Source organism: Gilliamella sp. wkB178, assembly GCF_001690705.1.
In the GTDB taxonomy this organism is placed as follows: domain Bacteria; phylum Pseudomonadota; class Gammaproteobacteria; order Enterobacterales; family Orbaceae; genus Gilliamella; species Gilliamella apicola_K.
The window spans coordinates 43,134-61,583 of the sequence record NZ_LZGK01000014.1 but is presented as its reverse complement, the minus strand read 5'-3'; the positions used below and the strand labels follow the sequence as shown (position 1 = coordinate 61,583).

14 protein-coding genes are annotated in these 18,450 nt (G+C 35.0%); 7 read left to right on the top strand and 7 right to left on the bottom strand.

Annotated features, from left to right (window positions below; genetic code table 11):
- Positions 1 to 112: 112 nt before the first annotated feature.
- A complete protein-coding gene (dnaK, locus tag A9G13_RS08445) occupies positions 113 to 2,035 on the bottom strand; it encodes a molecular chaperone DnaK (RefSeq protein ID WP_065557186.1) in 1,923 nt (640 codons plus the stop codon).
- 230 nt (positions 2,036 to 2,265) lie between these two features.
- On the opposite strand from dnaK, the gene satP reads away from it, so the two are divergent.
- Positions 2,266 to 2,844 (top strand): acetate uptake transporter, encoded by a 579-nt coding sequence (satP, locus tag A9G13_RS08440; RefSeq protein WP_065557185.1) that lies wholly within the window; start codon positions 2,266 to 2,268, stop codon positions 2,842 to 2,844.
- Positions 2,845 to 2,899: 55 nt separating this feature from the next.
- Here the strand turns inward: satP and A9G13_RS08435 are convergent, their stop codons facing one another.
- The 6 genes from A9G13_RS08435 to gltX all read right to left on the bottom strand — a co-directional run bounded on the left by A9G13_RS08435 (position 2,900) and on the right by gltX (position 9,796).
- Positions 2,900 to 3,994 carry an NADH:flavin oxidoreductase/NADH oxidase gene (locus A9G13_RS08435; RefSeq protein WP_065557184.1) on the bottom strand — a complete coding sequence of 365 codons (1,095 nt, stop codon included), beginning with the start codon at positions 3,992 to 3,994 and terminating at the stop codon, positions 2,900 to 2,902.
- A 145-nt stretch (positions 3,995 to 4,139) separates the two neighbouring features.
- Positions 4,140 to 5,813, bottom strand: a complete 1,674-nt coding sequence (gene asnB / locus A9G13_RS08430) for an asparagine synthase B (protein WP_065557183.1) — start codon at positions 5,811 to 5,813, stop codon at positions 4,140 to 4,142.
- Positions 5,814 to 6,033: 220 nt separating this feature from the next.
- Positions 6,034 to 6,378 (bottom strand): YdbL family protein, encoded by a 345-nt coding sequence (locus A9G13_RS08425; protein ID WP_065557182.1) that lies wholly within the window; start codon positions 6,376 to 6,378, stop codon positions 6,034 to 6,036.
- A gap of 132 nt (positions 6,379 to 6,510) precedes the next feature.
- Positions 6,511 to 6,696, bottom strand: a complete 186-nt coding sequence (locus tag A9G13_RS08420) for a YnbE family lipoprotein (RefSeq protein ID WP_065557181.1) — start codon at positions 6,694 to 6,696, stop codon at positions 6,511 to 6,513.
- Between the two features lie 23 nt (positions 6,697 to 6,719).
- The gene (locus A9G13_RS08415; RefSeq protein ID WP_065557180.1) at positions 6,720 to 8,306 is read right to left on the bottom strand and encodes an intermembrane phospholipid transport protein YdbH family protein; all 1,587 of its coding nucleotides are present in this window, start codon (positions 8,304 to 8,306) and stop codon (positions 6,720 to 6,722) included.
- Between the two features lie 59 nt (positions 8,307 to 8,365).
- Entirely contained in the window at positions 8,366 to 9,796 is a 1,431-nt protein-coding gene (gene gltX / locus A9G13_RS08410; RefSeq protein WP_065557179.1) for a glutamate--tRNA ligase, read from the bottom strand.
- Between the two features lie 582 nt (positions 9,797 to 10,378).
- Here gltX and A9G13_RS08405 point away from each other — a divergent pair.
- From A9G13_RS08405 to A9G13_RS08380, 6 genes are all read left to right on the top strand, one after another.
- Positions 10,379 to 11,959 carry an FGGY-family carbohydrate kinase gene (locus A9G13_RS08405; RefSeq protein ID WP_065557178.1) on the top strand — a complete coding sequence of 527 codons (1,581 nt, stop codon included), beginning with the start codon at positions 10,379 to 10,381 and terminating at the stop codon, positions 11,957 to 11,959.
- Between the two features lie 27 nt (positions 11,960 to 11,986).
- Positions 11,987 to 13,642, top strand: coding sequence for a signal transduction protein (locus A9G13_RS08400; protein WP_065557177.1), 1,656 nt, complete (start codon positions 11,987 to 11,989; stop codon positions 13,640 to 13,642).
- 30 nt (positions 13,643 to 13,672) lie between these two features.
- Entirely contained in the window at positions 13,673 to 14,596 is a 924-nt protein-coding gene (locus A9G13_RS08395) for a dihydrodipicolinate synthase family protein (protein ID WP_065557176.1), read from the top strand.
- A 13-nt stretch (positions 14,597 to 14,609) separates the two neighbouring features.
- Positions 14,610 to 15,665, top strand: a complete 1,056-nt coding sequence (locus A9G13_RS08390; RefSeq protein ID WP_065557175.1) for a sialidase family protein — start codon at positions 14,610 to 14,612, stop codon at positions 15,663 to 15,665.
- Positions 15,666 to 15,760: 95 nt separating this feature from the next.
- Complete coding sequence (locus A9G13_RS08385; RefSeq protein WP_141670907.1) at positions 15,761 to 17,095, top strand: MFS transporter; 1,335 nt, start codon at positions 15,761 to 15,763, stop codon at positions 17,093 to 17,095.
- Between the two features lie 122 nt (positions 17,096 to 17,217).
- Positions 17,218 to 18,237, top strand: a complete 1,020-nt coding sequence (locus A9G13_RS08380) for a substrate-binding domain-containing protein (RefSeq protein ID WP_065557173.1) — start codon at positions 17,218 to 17,220, stop codon at positions 18,235 to 18,237.
- The last annotated feature ends 213 nt before the right edge of the window (positions 18,238 to 18,450 follow it).

Here is an 18,450-nt window from a genome sequence, read left to right as displayed (position 1 = left end):
TTTTTCGTTTTAAATACAACTAAACGGGCTTGAGTTACCTCGCGCCCGTTTAATGTATTATATGTTTAAAACTTGTTGAAATAACTCATTAAAAAAACATAATAATTAACGTTTATTTTTTATCATCATCAACTTCTTTAAAATCAGCATCAACAACATCATCTTGGGCAGCAGAGTTATCCCCGCCATTTGATTGACTAGCAGATTGTTCTGCTTGCGCTTGTTGTTGTGCTAATTCAAGCAATTTCTTAGATGCTTCCATCAATGCATTAATTTTCGCTTCAATTTCAGCTTTATCTTCACCGCGAGCGGCAACTTCCAAAGCACTTACGGCATCTTCGATAGCTTTTTTATCATCAGCTGATAATTGATCGCCAGCCTCTGTCACTTGTTTACGTGTTGTGTGAACCAAATGATCGGCTTGGTTACGAATTTGTGCCAATTCTTCAAATTTACGGTCTGCATCAGCATTAGCTTCTGCATCATGAACCATTTTTTGAATTTCTTCTTCACTTAATCCAGAAGAAGCTTTGATGGTAATATTTTGTTCACGACCAGTATTCTTATCTTTCGCTGATACATGCAAAATACCATCAGCATCAATATCAAAAGTTACTTCAATTTGTGGCATACCACGTGGAGCCGCTTGAATACCATCAAGATTGAATTGACCTAATGATTTATTATCACTCGCACGTTTACGTTCACCTTGTAACACATGAATAGTTACTGCTGACTGATTATCTTCAGCGGTTGAGAACACCTGACTATGTTTAGTAGGAATAGTGGTATTTTTCTCAATTAATGTAGTCATTACACCACCCATAGTCTCAATACCTAATGACAATGGTGTTACATCAAGTAACAATACATCTTTAACATCACCACCTAATACACCACCTTGAACTGCTGCACCTACAGCAACTGCTTCATCAGGGTTTACATCTTTACGTGGTTCTTTGCCGAAGAAGTCTGCAACTGCTTTTTGCACCATTGGCATACGTGTTTGACCACCAACTAAAATCACATCTTTAATATCTGATACCGAAAGACCGGCATCTTGTAATGCAGTTTTAACTGGATCCATTGAACGTTTAACTAAATCTTCAACTAAAGATTCAAGTTTTGCACGTGTCACTTTAATATTTAAGTGTTTAGGTCCTGTTGCATCAGCAGTGATATATGGCAAGTTAATATCTGTTTGTTGAGCTGATGATAATTCAATTTTAGCTTTTTCTGCAGCTTCTTTTAAACGTTGCATTGCAAGTGGATCATTTTTAAGGTCGAAACCTTGTTCACGTTTAAATTCATCAACTAAATAATTAATTAAGCGAGAATCGAAGTCTTCACCACCTAAGTGAGTATCACCATTAGTTGCTAATACTTCAAATGTTTTTTCACCATCAACATCATCAATTTCAATGATTGAAATATCAAATGTACCACCACCAAGGTCATACACCGCAATAGTACGGTTACCTACATCTTTATCTAAACCGTAAGCAAGTGCTGCTGCAGTTGGTTCATTAATAATGCGTTTAACATCAAGACCAGCAATACGACCAGCATCTTTAGTTGCCTGACGTTGAGCATCGTTAAAATAAGCAGGAACAGTGATAACTGCTTCAGTTACCGGTTCACCCAAATAATCTTCTGCAGTTTTCTTCATTTTCTTTAATACTTCAGCAGAAATTTGTGGTGGAGCAATTTTTTGCCCTTTAACATCAACCCAAGCATCACCATTATCAGCTTTTACAATTTTATAAGGCATAATGCCCACATCGCGTTGTACTTCGGCATCATCATAACGACGACCAATTAAACGTTTAATTGCAAATAATGTATTTTGTGGATTAGTTACAGCTTGACGTTTTGCCGGTTGACCGACTAGTATTTCTCCATCTTGTGTATATGCAATAATTGACGGAGTTGTACGATCGCCTTCTGCATTTTCTATTACTTTTGCTTGACCGTTATCCATTACTGCAACACATGAATTTGTTGTACCTAAATCTATACCAATAATTTTACCCATAATCTCTTTCTCCTCAAAATCTGTATTTTATTCTTTGTATATAAGTCTTAAATCTTTATTTTCAAGCCCTTAATTCACAAAGAACTGTTTTTGTTTTCACATAGATGGGAACATAATTAGCAATATCAAGGGGTAAAAAAATAATTTTTTCATAGATCTTGATTGATTGGAGTTCTGCACTTATTATTGCCGCTCTTTTTTTAATATCAAATTTAATTTATAGGATCTATATGCAACAAACAAAACTTGCCAATCCTGGACCGCTCGGTTTGATGGGGTTTGGTATGACCACAATTTTATTAAATATTCATAATGCAGGATTTTTTCCGGTTATGACTGCAATTGTTTCAATGGGTATTTTTTATGGCGGTCTAGCACAAGTAATTGCTGGTATTTTAGAGTTTAAAAAAGGTAATACTTTCGGTACAACAGCATTTACCTCTTATGGTTTTTTCTGGATTGCATTGGTAGGTATTTGGTATTTACCAACTTCACCTGTAACAGCAACAACTGATGCCACCTTTGTTGGTATTTTCCTCGCTTTATGGGGCATTTTCACAGCCTTTATGTTTATTGGTACCTTAAAAGCAAATCGTGCCTTGCAATTTGTTTTTGCTAGCTTAACCATTTTATTTGCCTTATTAGCTATCGGTAATATTTCAGGAAATCATGATATTATTCATGTAGCTGGTTTTGAAGGAATTATTTGTGGTGCTAGTGCCATTTATTTAGCAATGGCGGAAGTCATTAATGAACAATATGGTCGTACTATTCTACCGATTGGTGCCTCACAACAAGCTAACCATTAGTTTATACTTTCACATCTACCGCTTGTTTGGTAGATGTGATTAGAGTTTACCTATTTTAATCAATAAATAAATTTTTAAAACCATGAGGTACACTAGATAAATATTGTGGTGGAATAGAGGTTTTACCTCCTAACTTAATAGCTGCTTGCCTTACCCAATGAGGATCAAATGCTAAGGCGCGACCTACTGCAACCATATCGGCTTGTTTAGTTGAAACTATTGCTTCTGCTTGAATGGCTTCAGTAATTAATCCTACAGTAATTACAGGCATTGTTACTCTTTGTTTAACTGCTTGTGCAAATGGTACTTGATAGTTTGGGCCTAACTGTATTTGTTGATTTTCAACTAACCCACCCGTTGAAACATGAATATAACTACATTGAAGTGCATCTAGCTTTTCAGCTAATTGGATTGACTCATCAAGATTCCACCCCCCTTCATACCAATCAGTTGCTGATATTCTAATACCAACGTCCTTTTTAATAGAAAACTGTTCGCGGATGGATTGGTAAATTTCAAGTAAAAATCGAATTCGATTTGCAAAACTACCCCCATATTCATCCGTTCTTTTATTGGTTAATGGCGACAAAAATTGATGAATTAAATAACCATGGGCGGCATGAATTTCTATAAAATCAACACCAGCTAAATCAGCTCTTACAGCTGCCTGAGCAAATTGTTTAACTATTACCCTAATTTCATCTTTAGTTAGTGCATGCGGAGTATTGTAGTTCTCATTATAAGCAATTCCCGATGGAGCAACTGTTTGCCAACCACCTTGTTGGGGTGGAATATATTGTTTCGGTTTCCAAGATGGAGGCATAGATCCCTTACGACCGGCATGCACAAGTTGGATCGCTATTGGTATTGCCGAATATTGACGAATATTACTGATTAATGTAGCAATTGATTGTTGTTGTTCATTTCCCCATAAACCTAAATCAAATGGAGACAATCGACCTACCGGGCACACTGCGGTTGCCTCTAAAATCATTAAACCAGCGCCAGAATTCGACAAGGTACCATAATGCATAAGGTGCCAATTATTAGCCAATCCATTTTCAGCTGAATATTGGCACATTGGCGGAATCACAATTCGATTGTTTAAAGATTGATTACCTATTGAGATTGGACTAAAAAGCTGACTCATTGTTTGCTCCTCATTATTTAGCTAAATTAATCTGTATATAACATAGTTATTAACTTAGCTTATTCACCGGCATACAAAAAAACAAAAGGGCTTAAATGCCCTTTTTAATTAATTTTTAATAGAGAAGATTCTCATAGCTAACCTATTACTTTTTATAGGCATCATTATGCACACCGACAGCAGCCCGCCCAGATGGATCATTAAGGTTTTTAAATGATTCATCCCATTCAATTGCTTTAGCGGTTGAACATGCAACAGTAGGGCCACCCGGAACACTCTGAGCAGCACTTTCAAGAGGAAATAGCTCATCAAAAATTTCACGATACATATAAGCCTCTTTGCTTGCTGGCGTATTGTAAGGGAAGCGGAATTTAGCATTTTCTAATTGCTGATCAGTTATTTTACTATTGGCAATTTCTTTTAAAGTATCAATCCAGCTATAACCGACACCATCAGAAAATTGTTCTTTTTGGCGCCAAACAACCGATGCAGGTAAGTAAGATTCAAATGCTTCGCGCACAATATGTTTTTCCATTTTACCATTGCTACCACACATTTTATCCTTCGGATTAATGCGCATTGCCACATCCAAGAATTTTTTATCCAGAAAAGGAACTCGAGCTTCAACGCCCCAAGCAGCCATCGCCTTATTAGCTCGGGCACAGTCATACATATGCAGTGCGGCTAATTTACGAACTGTCTCTTCATGAAATTCTTTAGCATTTGGCGCTTTGTGGAAATATAGATAACCACCAAATACTTCATCAGCGCCTTCACCAGAAAGCACCATTTTAATACCCATCGCTTTAATTTTTCTTGCCATTAAGTACATAGGTGTTGAAGCACGAATAGTGGTAACATCGTAAGTTTCAATAAAGTAGATCACATCACGAATTGCATCGATACCTTCTTGAATAGTGAAATTAATTTCGTGGTGAACAGTGCCTAAATGATTCGCTACTGCTTGTGCTGCTTTAAGATCTGGTGCACCTTTAAGACCAACAGCAAACGAATGTAGTTGTGGCCACCAAGCTTCTGATTTTTCCTGATCTTCGACACGACGAGCAGAGAATTTTTTGGTAATGGCCGAAATAACTGAAGAATCTAATCCTCCAGACAATAACACGCCATAAGGCACATCAGACATAAGGTGACTTTTCACTGATTCTTCTAAAGCAACTCGTAATGCATTGATATCCGTCTTATTATCTTTAACATTATCATAATCCATCCAATCGCGTTTATAATAAGACTTGATTTCGCCTTCAGTACTAGATAGATAACTTCCTGGCGGGAAAGCTGCAATAGTTTTACATACAGGAACCAATGCCTTCATTTCTGAAGCTACATAAAAAGTCCCATTTTCATCATAACCGGTGTACATTGGAATAATACCAATGTGATCACGACCAATAAAATAGCTACCTTTATTAATGTCATAAAGAATAAAAGCAAACATGCCTTGTAAATCATCTAAGCAGTGAATACCTTTTTCTTGGTACAGAGCTAAAATCACTTCACAATCAGATCCGGTTTGGAACTCATAACGATCTTTGTACTGATTTCGGAGTTCTTGATGATTATATATTTCGCCATTAACTGCTAAAACTAGAGTTTTATCTTTATTATAAAGCGGTTGAGCACCAGTATTAACATCCACAATTGATAGACGTTCATGCGCTAAAATTGCTTTATCAGAGGCAAAAATACCAGACCAGTCAGGACCACGATGGCGCATTAAGCTTGATAATTCTAATGCTTTAGTTCGTAGTTGTTCTGGATCTGACTTAATATCAAGAATACCTAAAATCGAACACATTGATTTTCTCCATTTAAAATCGCCCAAGCGATATTATTTACAAATAAAAAAGACTAATTATATGAAAATTTGCGGCTATTATTTGTTTTCATTAGCTTTAGGGATCTATTGCAAAAATAATCAGCCTAAAATTTTCAGTTAAAACAGAATACACATTAATTATATACAATTAAAGTACAATATCATTATACTTTTCCTATCGTTGCAAAATATAACGTTATTATTTTTTATGCCATTGACCTTGTTGCTTTATGTATTGACCGGCTGGTGTTTTTTCTTGCGCTTTACTACCAGCTCTTTTTTCAACTTCACTTAAAGAAACATTAGTTTCAGCTGCTACTTTTTGATACTGCTGCTTACGAGCTTGATTAATTAATTGAGCAATTTCGCCAGCATTACCTTCACTTTTAACTATACCTAGATAACCATCTGCTTGCTCACCAACTAACCCTTTCGCTTTAGCCTGACTTAATGAATCCATGGCTTGATCTAAAGTTAAAGCACAAGCAGCAAAAGATAGAATCATAGTTAGCAATGCTATAGTTACTTTTTTATAAATGGTCATAACAAACTCCTTAATAAATACTTTAATTTGCAATGAATATGAAAGCGTAAAAAGAAAATTTTCATCCTAGTATTTTGGCTGACACAATCATTATTAATGAAACAATAGCTAATGAAATTAAACTATCTTGATTTAATATAGACCTGATTTATTAATAATATTATCCAATGCCTTATCAACTTTAATATTAATTTCATGATCAATCTTAACATTCAAATTAATATTAATAGGTTCACTAGGAGCTTGTACTTTAACTGTTGGCGAACACCCTAGCAATGTGCAACTCAGCACCATAATTGCAATAATATTTCTTATCATAAACTAACCTCTTAATTATGAGACTATTTTTTTAAACGCGATTCAATACGTTTACGAATTGGCTCACTGATTTGATCTGACAATAGTAAACTCGTCATTAATTTAGCAACATTTTCTTCTAAGGTGATATTCAGATTAACTGCTTTGCCATTTTCGACATCCAAATTACGGCCTTGAATATTTAATCCCAATTTAGCAATATCATCAGCATAATCTACCTTGCCAGTTAATTTAGTATAATGAAAATTTTTAAGAATATCAGTGAGTATCTTCATATTAGGATTGCTTTGCTCATAACTTTTAAGTGCTGCATTTTCAAATTGCAAATAACCTTCACCAAGAGTAACTAACTGACCATTTTTAATCATTACTTGTAACATAGTTGCATTATCTTTCTTGCTTTCAAGTAATGTAACCGGTAATGAACCATCGATCGAACCTTCAGCTGCAAGTCCTTCTACCGGATATTTAGCAAAAATATCTTTTAATTGAATTTGTTTCAGTCTTACATTAAATTGTTGGGGCAATTTAGCTAAATTCAATTTATTGTTTTCAAGCACCACCAAACCTGAAAAAATATCGGCTTTTGCCTGTGTCCAAGTCAAAATACCTTTATTAAGTGCTTTAAGTGAAGCAGCATAAGTACCCACCAATTTTACCTTTTCAAAAACGATACCTACATTAACTTGTTGAATATTTAACGCGGGTATTGTAATGGTAACTTGATTATCTTTAACAATAATATTGGCTATCCCAGATGCAGATTTTATTTCACTATTTAGATAAATTCCATTGAGTTTATTAACAGTTAATTGTGCTGTTGCCGAAATTTGCTCACTCGTTAATGGAATTTTAGATTGAACTTGTAACTTTATTTTGCCAACAGAATTAGCAAACATCAAATCTTGAGAAAGATTCAATTTCTCTAAGTTAAATGACGCATCATCTAAACTTGTTAAAGATAATTGATCATTGGTAATCCACCCGGTAAATGGCAATGCTATATTACCATTTATTATTTCGGATTGGTTAAACGTTGCCGTTAATAAACCATCTTGTAGATCAATTCGGTAATCTTCCTGATTCAAAGTTAATGTGGTAGCAAGTTTAATAGTATCATGACCATTTGTCGTTATTGTTAAGCGAAAAGCTTGTTGCTGTTTAGTTATATCAACATCAAAGTTATACAATTCGTTTTCTTGATTAAACCAACGTAATGAATCAACATGAATCGCTTTAGGTAACCAATAAAAAATACTTTCTATAACAGATAAATTCAAATTTGGTGCACTTTTATCTACTACTATGTCGGCAGGTTCCAGTGGCGATGTTGTTGCACTTTGTTGCCAATGGATATCCAGATCTGTTGCTGTTAGTTGTGACCAGGATATTAATAGATTTTTACCGATTATTGATAATTGTGAATGTTGGGAGATAGTAATTTCATCAAACGTGATCCCATCCAAACTGATTTTAGCACCACGCCAGTCAACTGAAAGATCATACTCTTGCTTAAATGAACACCAATAATGCCATCCAATTAGACTAGTAGACAAAATAATGAATAAAAAACCTAACAAAATCCAATAGCGTTTTTTTAAGCGAGCCATATAAACTCTCAATTTGATGAACAGCTTATTGCCGGATTTACCGGCAATAACAAAATAGATTACGCTTGTGCTTGTTCTCGCTGTTCAATATAAGCAATAGCTTTATCAATTCTAGCAAGAGTTCGCTGTTTACCAACCGCAAACACTGTCGCATCAACAGATGGGGATTGACCGATTCCTGTTACCGCTACTCGTAATGGCATACCAACTTTGCCCATTCCTACTTCAAGTTCAGTAGCTGTCGCTTCAATGACATGATGAATCTTATCAATTTGCCAATCAAAATCAGCAATAGCTGCAATTTTAGCCTTAATAGTAGCTAACGGAATTTTAGCAACCGGACGTAAATGTTTTTTAGCAGCATCGGCATCAAAATCAGCAAAATCTTGATAACAATAGGCACAAGATTCAGCCATTTCTTTAAGCGTTTTACAACGTTCACCAAATAACTTAATAATAGTAATAAGATCTGGTCCTTGGCTTAAATCATAGCCTTGCTTATTCATATGCCAAATTAAATGTTGAGCGACATAATCTGCATCTAAATGATTAATATAATGATGATTTAGCCATAATAATTTTTCAGTATTAAATGCACTTGCTGATTTACTAACCGCATCTAAGGTAAAATAACTCACCATTTCTGCTACCGAAAAAATTTCCTGATCACCATGCGACCAACCAAGACGAACTAAATAGTTAAGTAATGCTTCGGGTAAATAACCATCATCACGATATTGCATCACACTTACCGCACCATGGCGTTTTGACAGCTTTTGCCCGTCATCACCTAAGATCATTGATACATGCCCATATTCAGGCAATGGGGCACCAAGTGCCTTTAAAATATTAATTTGCCGAGGCGTATTATTAATATGATCTTCACCACGAATAACATGGGTAATTTCCATGTCCCAATCATCTACCACTACACAGAAATTATACGTTGGCGAGCCATCAGTTCGACGAATGATCAAATCATCAAGTTCTTTATTAGCAATCTCAATTGGACCACGAATTAAATCATTAAAAATAACCACGCCATCAACCGGATTGGCAAAGCGCACTACATGAGGTTCATCATGCGAATGTTGCTTTTGCACGGCATCACAACGACAATGACCGTCATAACGTGCCTTTTCACCTTTTGCCATCTGTTCTTCACGTAATTTTTCTAGACGCTCTTTAGAACAGTAACAACGGTAAGCAGTTCCTTTTTCTAACATTTCATCAATCACTTGATTATAGCGATCAAAACGTTTTGTTTGAAAATAAGGTCCCTCATCCCATGACAATTTCAACCAATTCATACCATCCATAATTGCTTGTATTGCCTCTGGTGTAGAACGCTCAAGATCGGTATCTTCAATACGCAACACAAATGCGCCTTTAGCATGACGAGTATAAAGCCAAGAATAAAGTGCTGTACGGGCACCACCAACGTGTAAATAACCGGTTGGACTCGGTGCAAAACGGGTTTTGATTTTCATGAAATGATCCTACTTATAACAGAAATAAGCGTTTTGATAACCAATAACCAAAAGCGACCTATCTCTTTAATCCTATTAGCTTTTACCAACAGAACGATATGTTTATATAAATTTGATAGTTGCTTATTCTAACACGCTAAAAGGTTTCGGCAATAGCCATGTTATTGCAAAAAAATTAGTCATTAATTTGTAAAGATGTTTCCTGAGAACCATACGTTTCAGTATAAAATAATCGTTGAATAAAATAAGTCCACGAGTTTAATTCTGTTATACAAACATGACATAATTATTTTATAAGTCAGTAAGTTATTATTTAATAAGCTACTATTTTTATAACTGCATGCTTATTTTGTCAACTAACCATCACATTGATTTTTTTATAAATTATTATGTTTTAATAACTAAAAAAGCAAAAATAAATTAAATGCCAACGGGGCTTTATTTTAAGTAATTACCCGTGTGTTTTTTATTGCAATTTTTAAAAAAAGTTTGAATTAAATCACATTATGAACATTTATTAATTGTTTACTCAAGTTTTTTAATTATTATGCTAACACGAGTTAGCAAAAAGTTGAGGCAAACATGGAAGATGTTTTTATAGGTGTTGATGTTGGTTCTGCAAGTGTGCGTTCCGCTTTATTTGATCGTCAAGGTCATCGATTAGGATTTAGTGTAAAACCTATTGACCAGTTTCATTCTAATTCTGATTGGATTGCACAATCTTCCCAGCAAATTTGGCAACAAATTTGCCTTGCAGTCAAAGAATCAATAGCCATTGCTAATATTGATGTGGCTCAAGTTCGTTCTATTGGTTTTGATGCTACTTGTTCTTTAGTTGCACTTGATCATCAAGGTTATCCGGTATCAATTTCTGAAAATAATGATAACAATGAAAATATTATTATGTGGATGGATCACCGCGCCAAAGAAGAAGCTAGGACTATTAATTTAACCAATGATCCGGTATTGCAATATGTTGGTGGTGAAGTAAGTATTGAAATGGAACTGCCTAAAATTTTGTGGATCAAACATCATTATCCCGACCGATACAAAAAAATAGCTCGCTTTTTCGATTTAGCCGATTATTTAGTTTGGCAAGCTACAAATTCTGATATTGCAAGTGTTTGTACTTTGACGTGTAAATGGAATTACTTAGCACATAAAAAGAGTTTTAGTGAAAAATTCCTCAATAAAATTGGTTTGAATGATCTTAAAGATAAAATTCCACAAACGGTTTTGGGATTAGGTGAAAGTGCTGGAGCATTAACCCCTGAAGCGGCCGAACAATTAGGATTGCATACTAAAGTTATTGTTGCTACCGGAATTATTGATGCCCATGCCGGCGGTATTGCACTTGTTGCTTCTAATCCTGAAGCCAGCCTTGCCATTATTAGTGGCACTTCAAATTGTCACATGATAGTCAATAAGAACCCAATTTTAGTATCAGGTGTTTGGGGGCCTTATTTGGATGCAATGCTACCCAATTATTGGTTGAATGAAGGTGGACAAAGCGCAGCTGGCGCGTTATTAGAGTGGTCAATTAGGCAACATGAGGCATGGCCACAGCTTGAACAAGAAGCCAAACAAAAAGGAAGTAACTATTACCAACTTCTCAATCATTATGTTAATCAATTAGAACAACACGATAACTACCTTACTGATGATCTTCATATTTTAGCGGATCATCATGGTAACCGTTCACCAAGAGCTAATCCTGATGCCAAAGGAATGGTGTCAGGACTTACGCTTGAAACTGGCATAACTGCCTTAGCTAAACATTACTTAGCAACTATGCAAGCTATTGCTTACGGAACATTACACATTGTTAATGCTATGACGGAATCTGGTTATCAAATTGATAGATTAATTATGTGTGGAGGTGCAACTAAAAATCCACTTTGGCTAAGAGAGTACGCCAATATTACCGGTAAAGAGATATTTCTTGCTAAAGAAGAAGATGCTGTCAATTTAGGGGCGGCAATTTTAGGGGCTGTCGCATGTAAAGCATTTAAAGATATCCCTAGTGCAGCAAAAGAGATGGTTGAATTCGGAAATACGATCAAACCGGATCTTTCCACACAGAATTTCCACCGTCGTAAATACAACGTCTATTTACAAATGTACCAAGATCAATTGCGTTATAACCAGTTAATGAATGAATGATTTGATGAGTAGTAACAGGGAGGACCTATGCTAGAAAGTACATTATCTAATAAAAAGCCGTCAATGACAGCTGATAAAAATGAAATTTTAATGATAACCAGTGGGGATTTGCGAGAAGCAGCAAATACAACCTGTTGGCCAACCCAATTAAAATTCGAACAGAAGCTTGAGCAAGTATTAAAAAATAAAGGATATAAATTAACCAGAGCATTTCCAATTAACTCTGAGTCAGGACACGGTTTTTTACGGACTCAACGTGAGGGTTGTGACTGTTTTGCCAATATTGATCCTGATGCACCATTAATTGTTTTACTTACTGCATGGCAATACTCGCATTATGTAGCACCATGTTTAGTCCATCATCGCGGGCCTATTTTATTATTAGCTAATTTTGAAGGTACTTGGCCTGGCCTAGTAGGTATGCTTTGTTTAGCTGGAACCTTAACTAGTTTGGGTAAATCGTATTCAAGGCTATGGTCTGAAAATTTTGAAGATGAGTTTTTTGATACTGCCCTTAATACTTGGTTAAAATTTGGTGCTATTGAACACAATACTCAATACTTACATGACATCCCTGCGACACATCCTGTTATGGCAACAACAGCAGGAAAAACTGGATATCAAGTTGGGCAATACATTTTACGTAACAAAGCAATATTAGGGTTATTTGATACATTTTGTATGGGGATGATTAATGGAGTCTTTCCACAACTATCATTAATCAAAATTGGCATGCCACTAGAATCTCTCTCTCAATCCGCTTTACTAGTCGAAATGAAAAAAGTACCACAATCATTACGCGAGCAATGCTTAAAGTGGTATGAAGATCGTGGCATGAAGTTCCAATTTGGTACTAATAGCGAACAAGAACTCACCCGTGAACAAGTTGAAGAACAGTGTGCAATGATGATTGCCATGGCAAGATTCTTTAAACGATTCGGTTTATCAGCAGTGGGGGTTCAATATCAACAAGGTCTGAAAGATTGCTGTGCAGCATCTGATTTTGCTGAAGGAGCAATTGGATCAACCGATCGATTCCCTATCCCTGATGAAAATGGTGAAGTGATTATGCCTAATCAACCAATTCCATGCATCAATGAAGTTGATATGGGAACCGCTATTCCACAAACCATGCTCTGGTATTTATTAACATCCCTTAATTTACCTGCAGAAACAACACTCCATGATGTTCGTTGGGGTAGTGAATATAACGGTACGTTTTATTGGGATTTTGAAATTTCTGGTGCAGTACCGTTTGAACACATAAAAGGTGGTATTGCTGGTGCGACCGGATACAGACAACCACCAATGTTCTTCCCTTATGGTGGTTCAACTATTGCAGGACAAGGAAAAGCCGGACGTTTTATTTGGGCACGAGCACATTATGAAGGATTAGATGTGATTATGCACATAGGTACCGGTCATGCCATCGAATTACCAGCAGACGAATTTGAGCGTCGTCGCAAAGCAACAAATTACGAGTGGCCATTACTTAATGCTGTACTTGATGGTATTACGCGAGACGACTTTATGGCTGGTCATCAAAGCAATCACATTACGATAGCTTATGTTGATGAAGCAAACTTAGAGTATGTAGTAAAAGCCTTTGTTGCACAAGCTTTAACACAAAATATCAAAGTTAAAGTTGCTGGGGATGCGTTTACATATTTTCAAGATAAATAAATATTAATATTTAAACAAATGGTGAATCGTATGAAAAATAAATATGTAGGTGTATGGCCGGTAATGCTTACTCCATTTACTGAACAAAGATCTGTGGATTATAACGCATTAGAAAGTCTTATAGATTGGTATGTTAAAGCTGGTGTTCATGGATTATTTGGCCTTTGTCAATCGAGTGAAATGTTTTTTCTCAGTGATAAAGAAAGTCAAAAAATTGCCAAATTTATTATTGATAAAGTTGATGGCAAAATACCAGTAGTTGTTTCTGGACACACAGCAACAGATTTTTCTCATCAATCTGAACAACTTATAGCAATGTCTGAAACTGGTGCTGATAGTATCATCTTAATTAGTAATCGGCTTGCACTACAAGGTGAAGACAACAAAATTACCTTAAATAATTTACAAAATTTAGTGCAAACATTACCAGAAAAAATAGATCTTGGTATTTATGAATGTCCTTATCCTTATAAACGTTTACTTAGTGACGATATTGTAAAATGGTGTGTTGATAGTGAGCGTTTTACCTTTATTAAAGACACATGTTGTGATCTTAATATTATCAAACAACGAGCATTAATTACCAATGGTTCTCGCTTGAGCCTTGCAAATGCCAATAGTCAAACATTGTTAACCTCCTTGCAAATGGGGTATAGAGCATTTAGTGGTGTGATGGCTAATTTTCATCCAGAACTTTATGTTTGGTTATATGAAAATTGGGAAAAAAACATTGAAAAAGCCCAAATTTTATCTAGTTATTTATCCACGGCAGCTTTAGTAGAAAATTTAGATTATCCAATTTGTGCAAAATATTATCAGCAGAAAATTGGAAATTTCTCAACAATACAATGCAGAGTAAGAACCTCTCAAAACTTTATGAGTAGTTTTTATCCGCAAGCTATAGATGATATGGGCTTACTAGGTGAAATAATCACAAGATCATTGGATATTTAAAAGGTATTCCATAATGCAATTATTAAAAAAAGATGCTTCATTTTTATTAGAACCGGAACATCAATTATTTAACAACTGCCATGCATCAACAATTATTAAGTTATCTAATAAACAGCTATTAGTTGCCTATTTTGCTGGTGAAAAGGAAGGAACCGGAGATACAGCTATATGGTTATCTCGTTATGTGAATAATCAATGGCAAAATCCTATACGTATAATTGCTCAAGAAGGAAAAGCGCACTGGAATCCTGTACTTCATTACCAAAATGACCGAATTTATTTATTTTATAAAGTAGGCCCTGATGTACACCATTGGATCACGCACTATAGTTTTTCTGATGATAATGGAAATACATGGTCTGTACCTAAGGTATTAGGTGATGGTGATTCATTACCAAGAGGACCAGTCAAAAATAAATTGCTAATTATGTCAAATGGAGAATGGGCAGCCCCAAGCTCAATAGAAAATAATCACTATTGGGATTCTTTTATCGATATTTCAGATAATTATGGGATTAATTGGTTTAGAAATGACATTCCAATTGTACACTTGGAGGCTACATCTTCTAATAAAAGTAATATTTGGCAAGGACTAAAAAATAATGCCTTATGGGAAAGTAATATTGAACAAGTATTTCGATGGGATGGAGTTATCCAACCAACCTTATGGGAATCAAATACTGGTCATATCCATGCTTTAATGCGTAGCACTCGGGGTCAGATTTATCGAAGTGATTCTGTTAATTTTGGTCGTAATTGGTGCCAAGCTTATGCCACTACGTTACCCAATAATAATAGTGGCATTGACATTATAAAACTTGCAGATGGTACTTTAATTCTTGCTTTCAATCCTGTATCAGGGAATTGGAATAAGCGCTCCCCAATTTCATTAATTTATTCACATGATAATGGCCAAACATGGTCTCTACCATTTGATTTGGAATCTGGCGAAGGTGAGTTTTCTTATCCTGCGATTATTAGTGATCCTAATGAAAAAAATGTATTACATATAACTTATACATGGAATCGAAAAAATATTGTATATAACGAAGTTAATATAATTAATTAAAGCACAATAAGCTGTACACAAAATAGAGATAAAACTGTTCTGACATTATTTATGAACAGTCTTATTTCAAAAATTACGAGGAATATATTATGACTATGTCAGCAATAAGCTCAGGAACAGGAGCAAAACAATTAGATAAAGCCAGTATTAGGCGTGTAGTTATATCTAGTTGGATTGGAAATACTATAGAATTTTATGACTTTTTACTTTATGGATTAGCTAGTGCATTAGTATTTAGTAAAATCTTTTTCCCAACCATCAGCCCTTTAGCCGCTATGTTAGCTTCTTTTGCAACATTTGGCGTCGGTTTTATTGCAAGACCATTAGGTGGTATTTTCTTTGGGCATATGGGTGACACATTAGGTCGTAAAATTACGCTACTAATTACCCTTGGAGGTATGGGGATTTCTACATTTTTAGTCGGTTGTTTACCTACATATGAACAAATTGGTGTATGGGCGCCTATTTTCCTAGTTATACTTAGATTTATGCAAGGATTTTTGGTTGGCGGAGAATGGGGGGGAGCAATGCTAATGGTGGTAGAAAGTGCTCCACCTAACCGCCGTGGATTATTAGGGGCAATACCGCAAACTGGTGGTTTTTCTGGACAACTTTTAGCTACAGGGGTTTTTGCTTTTATGGTTATGTTACCAGAAGATCAACTATTAAGTTGGGGATGGCGAATTCCATTTTGGCTTAGTGTAGCATTGGTTATTCTTGGACTATATATGCGTCGCCGTTTAGATGAAACACCGGTATTCCAACAAATCCAAAAAGAACAAAAGAAGGAAAAGAAAAAAGAAGCAAGTCCTGTCATCGAAGTTATAAAACATCAATGGCGTAGTATCGTCTTAATCATGTTCTTAAGGCTTGCAGAGTCGGTTCCTTTCTTTTTAGCAACTGTATTTGCCGTCTCTTATGCAACTTCTACCTTAAACATTGAAAGACAAACTATTTTAAATGTTGTCATGGCAACTTGTGTCATTTCGTTTGGAACTCACGCATTTTTTGGTGCTTTGTCTGACAAAGTAGGACGTAGACCAATTTATATTTTTGGAGCTCTATTTTCAGCGGCAATGGCATTCCCTTTCTTCTGGTTATTAGAAAGTGGCTCGTTCTTTTTGATGGTTTTAGGTTATATGTTATTAATAAATATCGGGCATAACTCTATTAATTCAGTACAACCTTCCTTCTTTACTGAGTTATTTGGACCAAAAGTCCGCTATAGTGGAGCTTCAATTGGTGCCCAATTAGGGGCTATTGTCGCAGGTGGATTTACTCCATTTATTGCCAAAAGTTTAAGTGCTGCATTTAATGATGGATGGGTGCCTGTAGCAACATATGTGGTAATAGCTGCTCTTATTGGTTGTATAGCTGCTATACGAGCACCAGAAACATCAAAACGAGATTTAACTAAAGATATTGAATAGTTTTATTCATTAATTTTACTCTCGTCAAATTTTCTTTTGTCGAGAGTATTGCTTACTTTGTACCTTTAATCATTATAAGTATATAATTGCAAGTATAATGAAATATAAGATAAAGGATAGGGATGGCTAAGAAGACTGTAGAACAAATTGCTACTGATCTTAATTTATCAATCACAACTGTTAGACTGGTACTAAACGGGAAGGCAGAAAATTATCGCATTAGTATTAAGACCCAAAAAAAAATACAAGATTATGTAGATAAATATGGTTATGTCATTAACCATACAGCTAGAAGTCTGAAATTGAATAAAACCGATACGTTAGGCTTAGTCGTTCCGAATTTATCTAACCCATTTTTTTCATCTTTGGCTGAATCATTAGAATTAAGTTGTCGGCATAAAGGCTATCAATTGATGATTTGTTGTACCTACAATGACCCTAATTATGAAATAAAGCTAACGAATTCTTTACAAGCAAGGAATGTTGATGGCATTTTTATTGTTCCAGCTAATAAAGATACCGAAACCAAGCATTTATCATCGTTAGACAAACCTTTAGTTTTTTTGGATAGAAATCATCACCAAAAAACTTCCGCAGGTGTTATATCGGATAATAAAGGTGGTGGTTATTTATTAACAAAATCAATGATTACCAAAGTTAAAAATCCCATCGTTTTTTTTGCTGGTTTAGAGACTCTTGCCCCGGTAAAAGAGAGAATTGAAGGTTATATTCAAGCAATCAAAGAGTATGGGGATGATAAACAAATCATTGTTTGTCATGCTAAAAACGACTCAGTAAGTGATGGTGAATTAATGATTTCGGAATATATTGAAAAATATAATGATATTCCACAAAATTTTATTGCTTCGTCATTACCGATCCTAGAAGGTATTATTAGCTTGCTGCACCAAAAATTAGGATATATCCCTGAACATATTAATATAGGTGCTTTTGATGAACATTTAATGTTGAACTTTTTGTCCAATAATATTTGGTCTATTAAACAAAACGATAAATTAATTGCCGAAAAAGCGTTGTACATGATGGAACAGAAAATCACCATTAATGATTGGTGTTCTGAAAATATTACTGTTCCAGTAGAATTAGTCTATCGTTTGAAACAACCAATAAAATTAGACTAAAAAATGGAGACAAATAACTCATTTTATATTAACTAATATCATAAAATTATAGATAATTTAAGTTTGAAATTACTTATATTATCAATTTACTTTTTTAATTTATTAAATGACTACTTAGATTTATCTTTACTATCTAAATAGTTAACATATTGTTAAAAAGCAATGAATGGTTAACATTACTACTTCTAACCAAGGCGAAATTTTAGTGTTTTG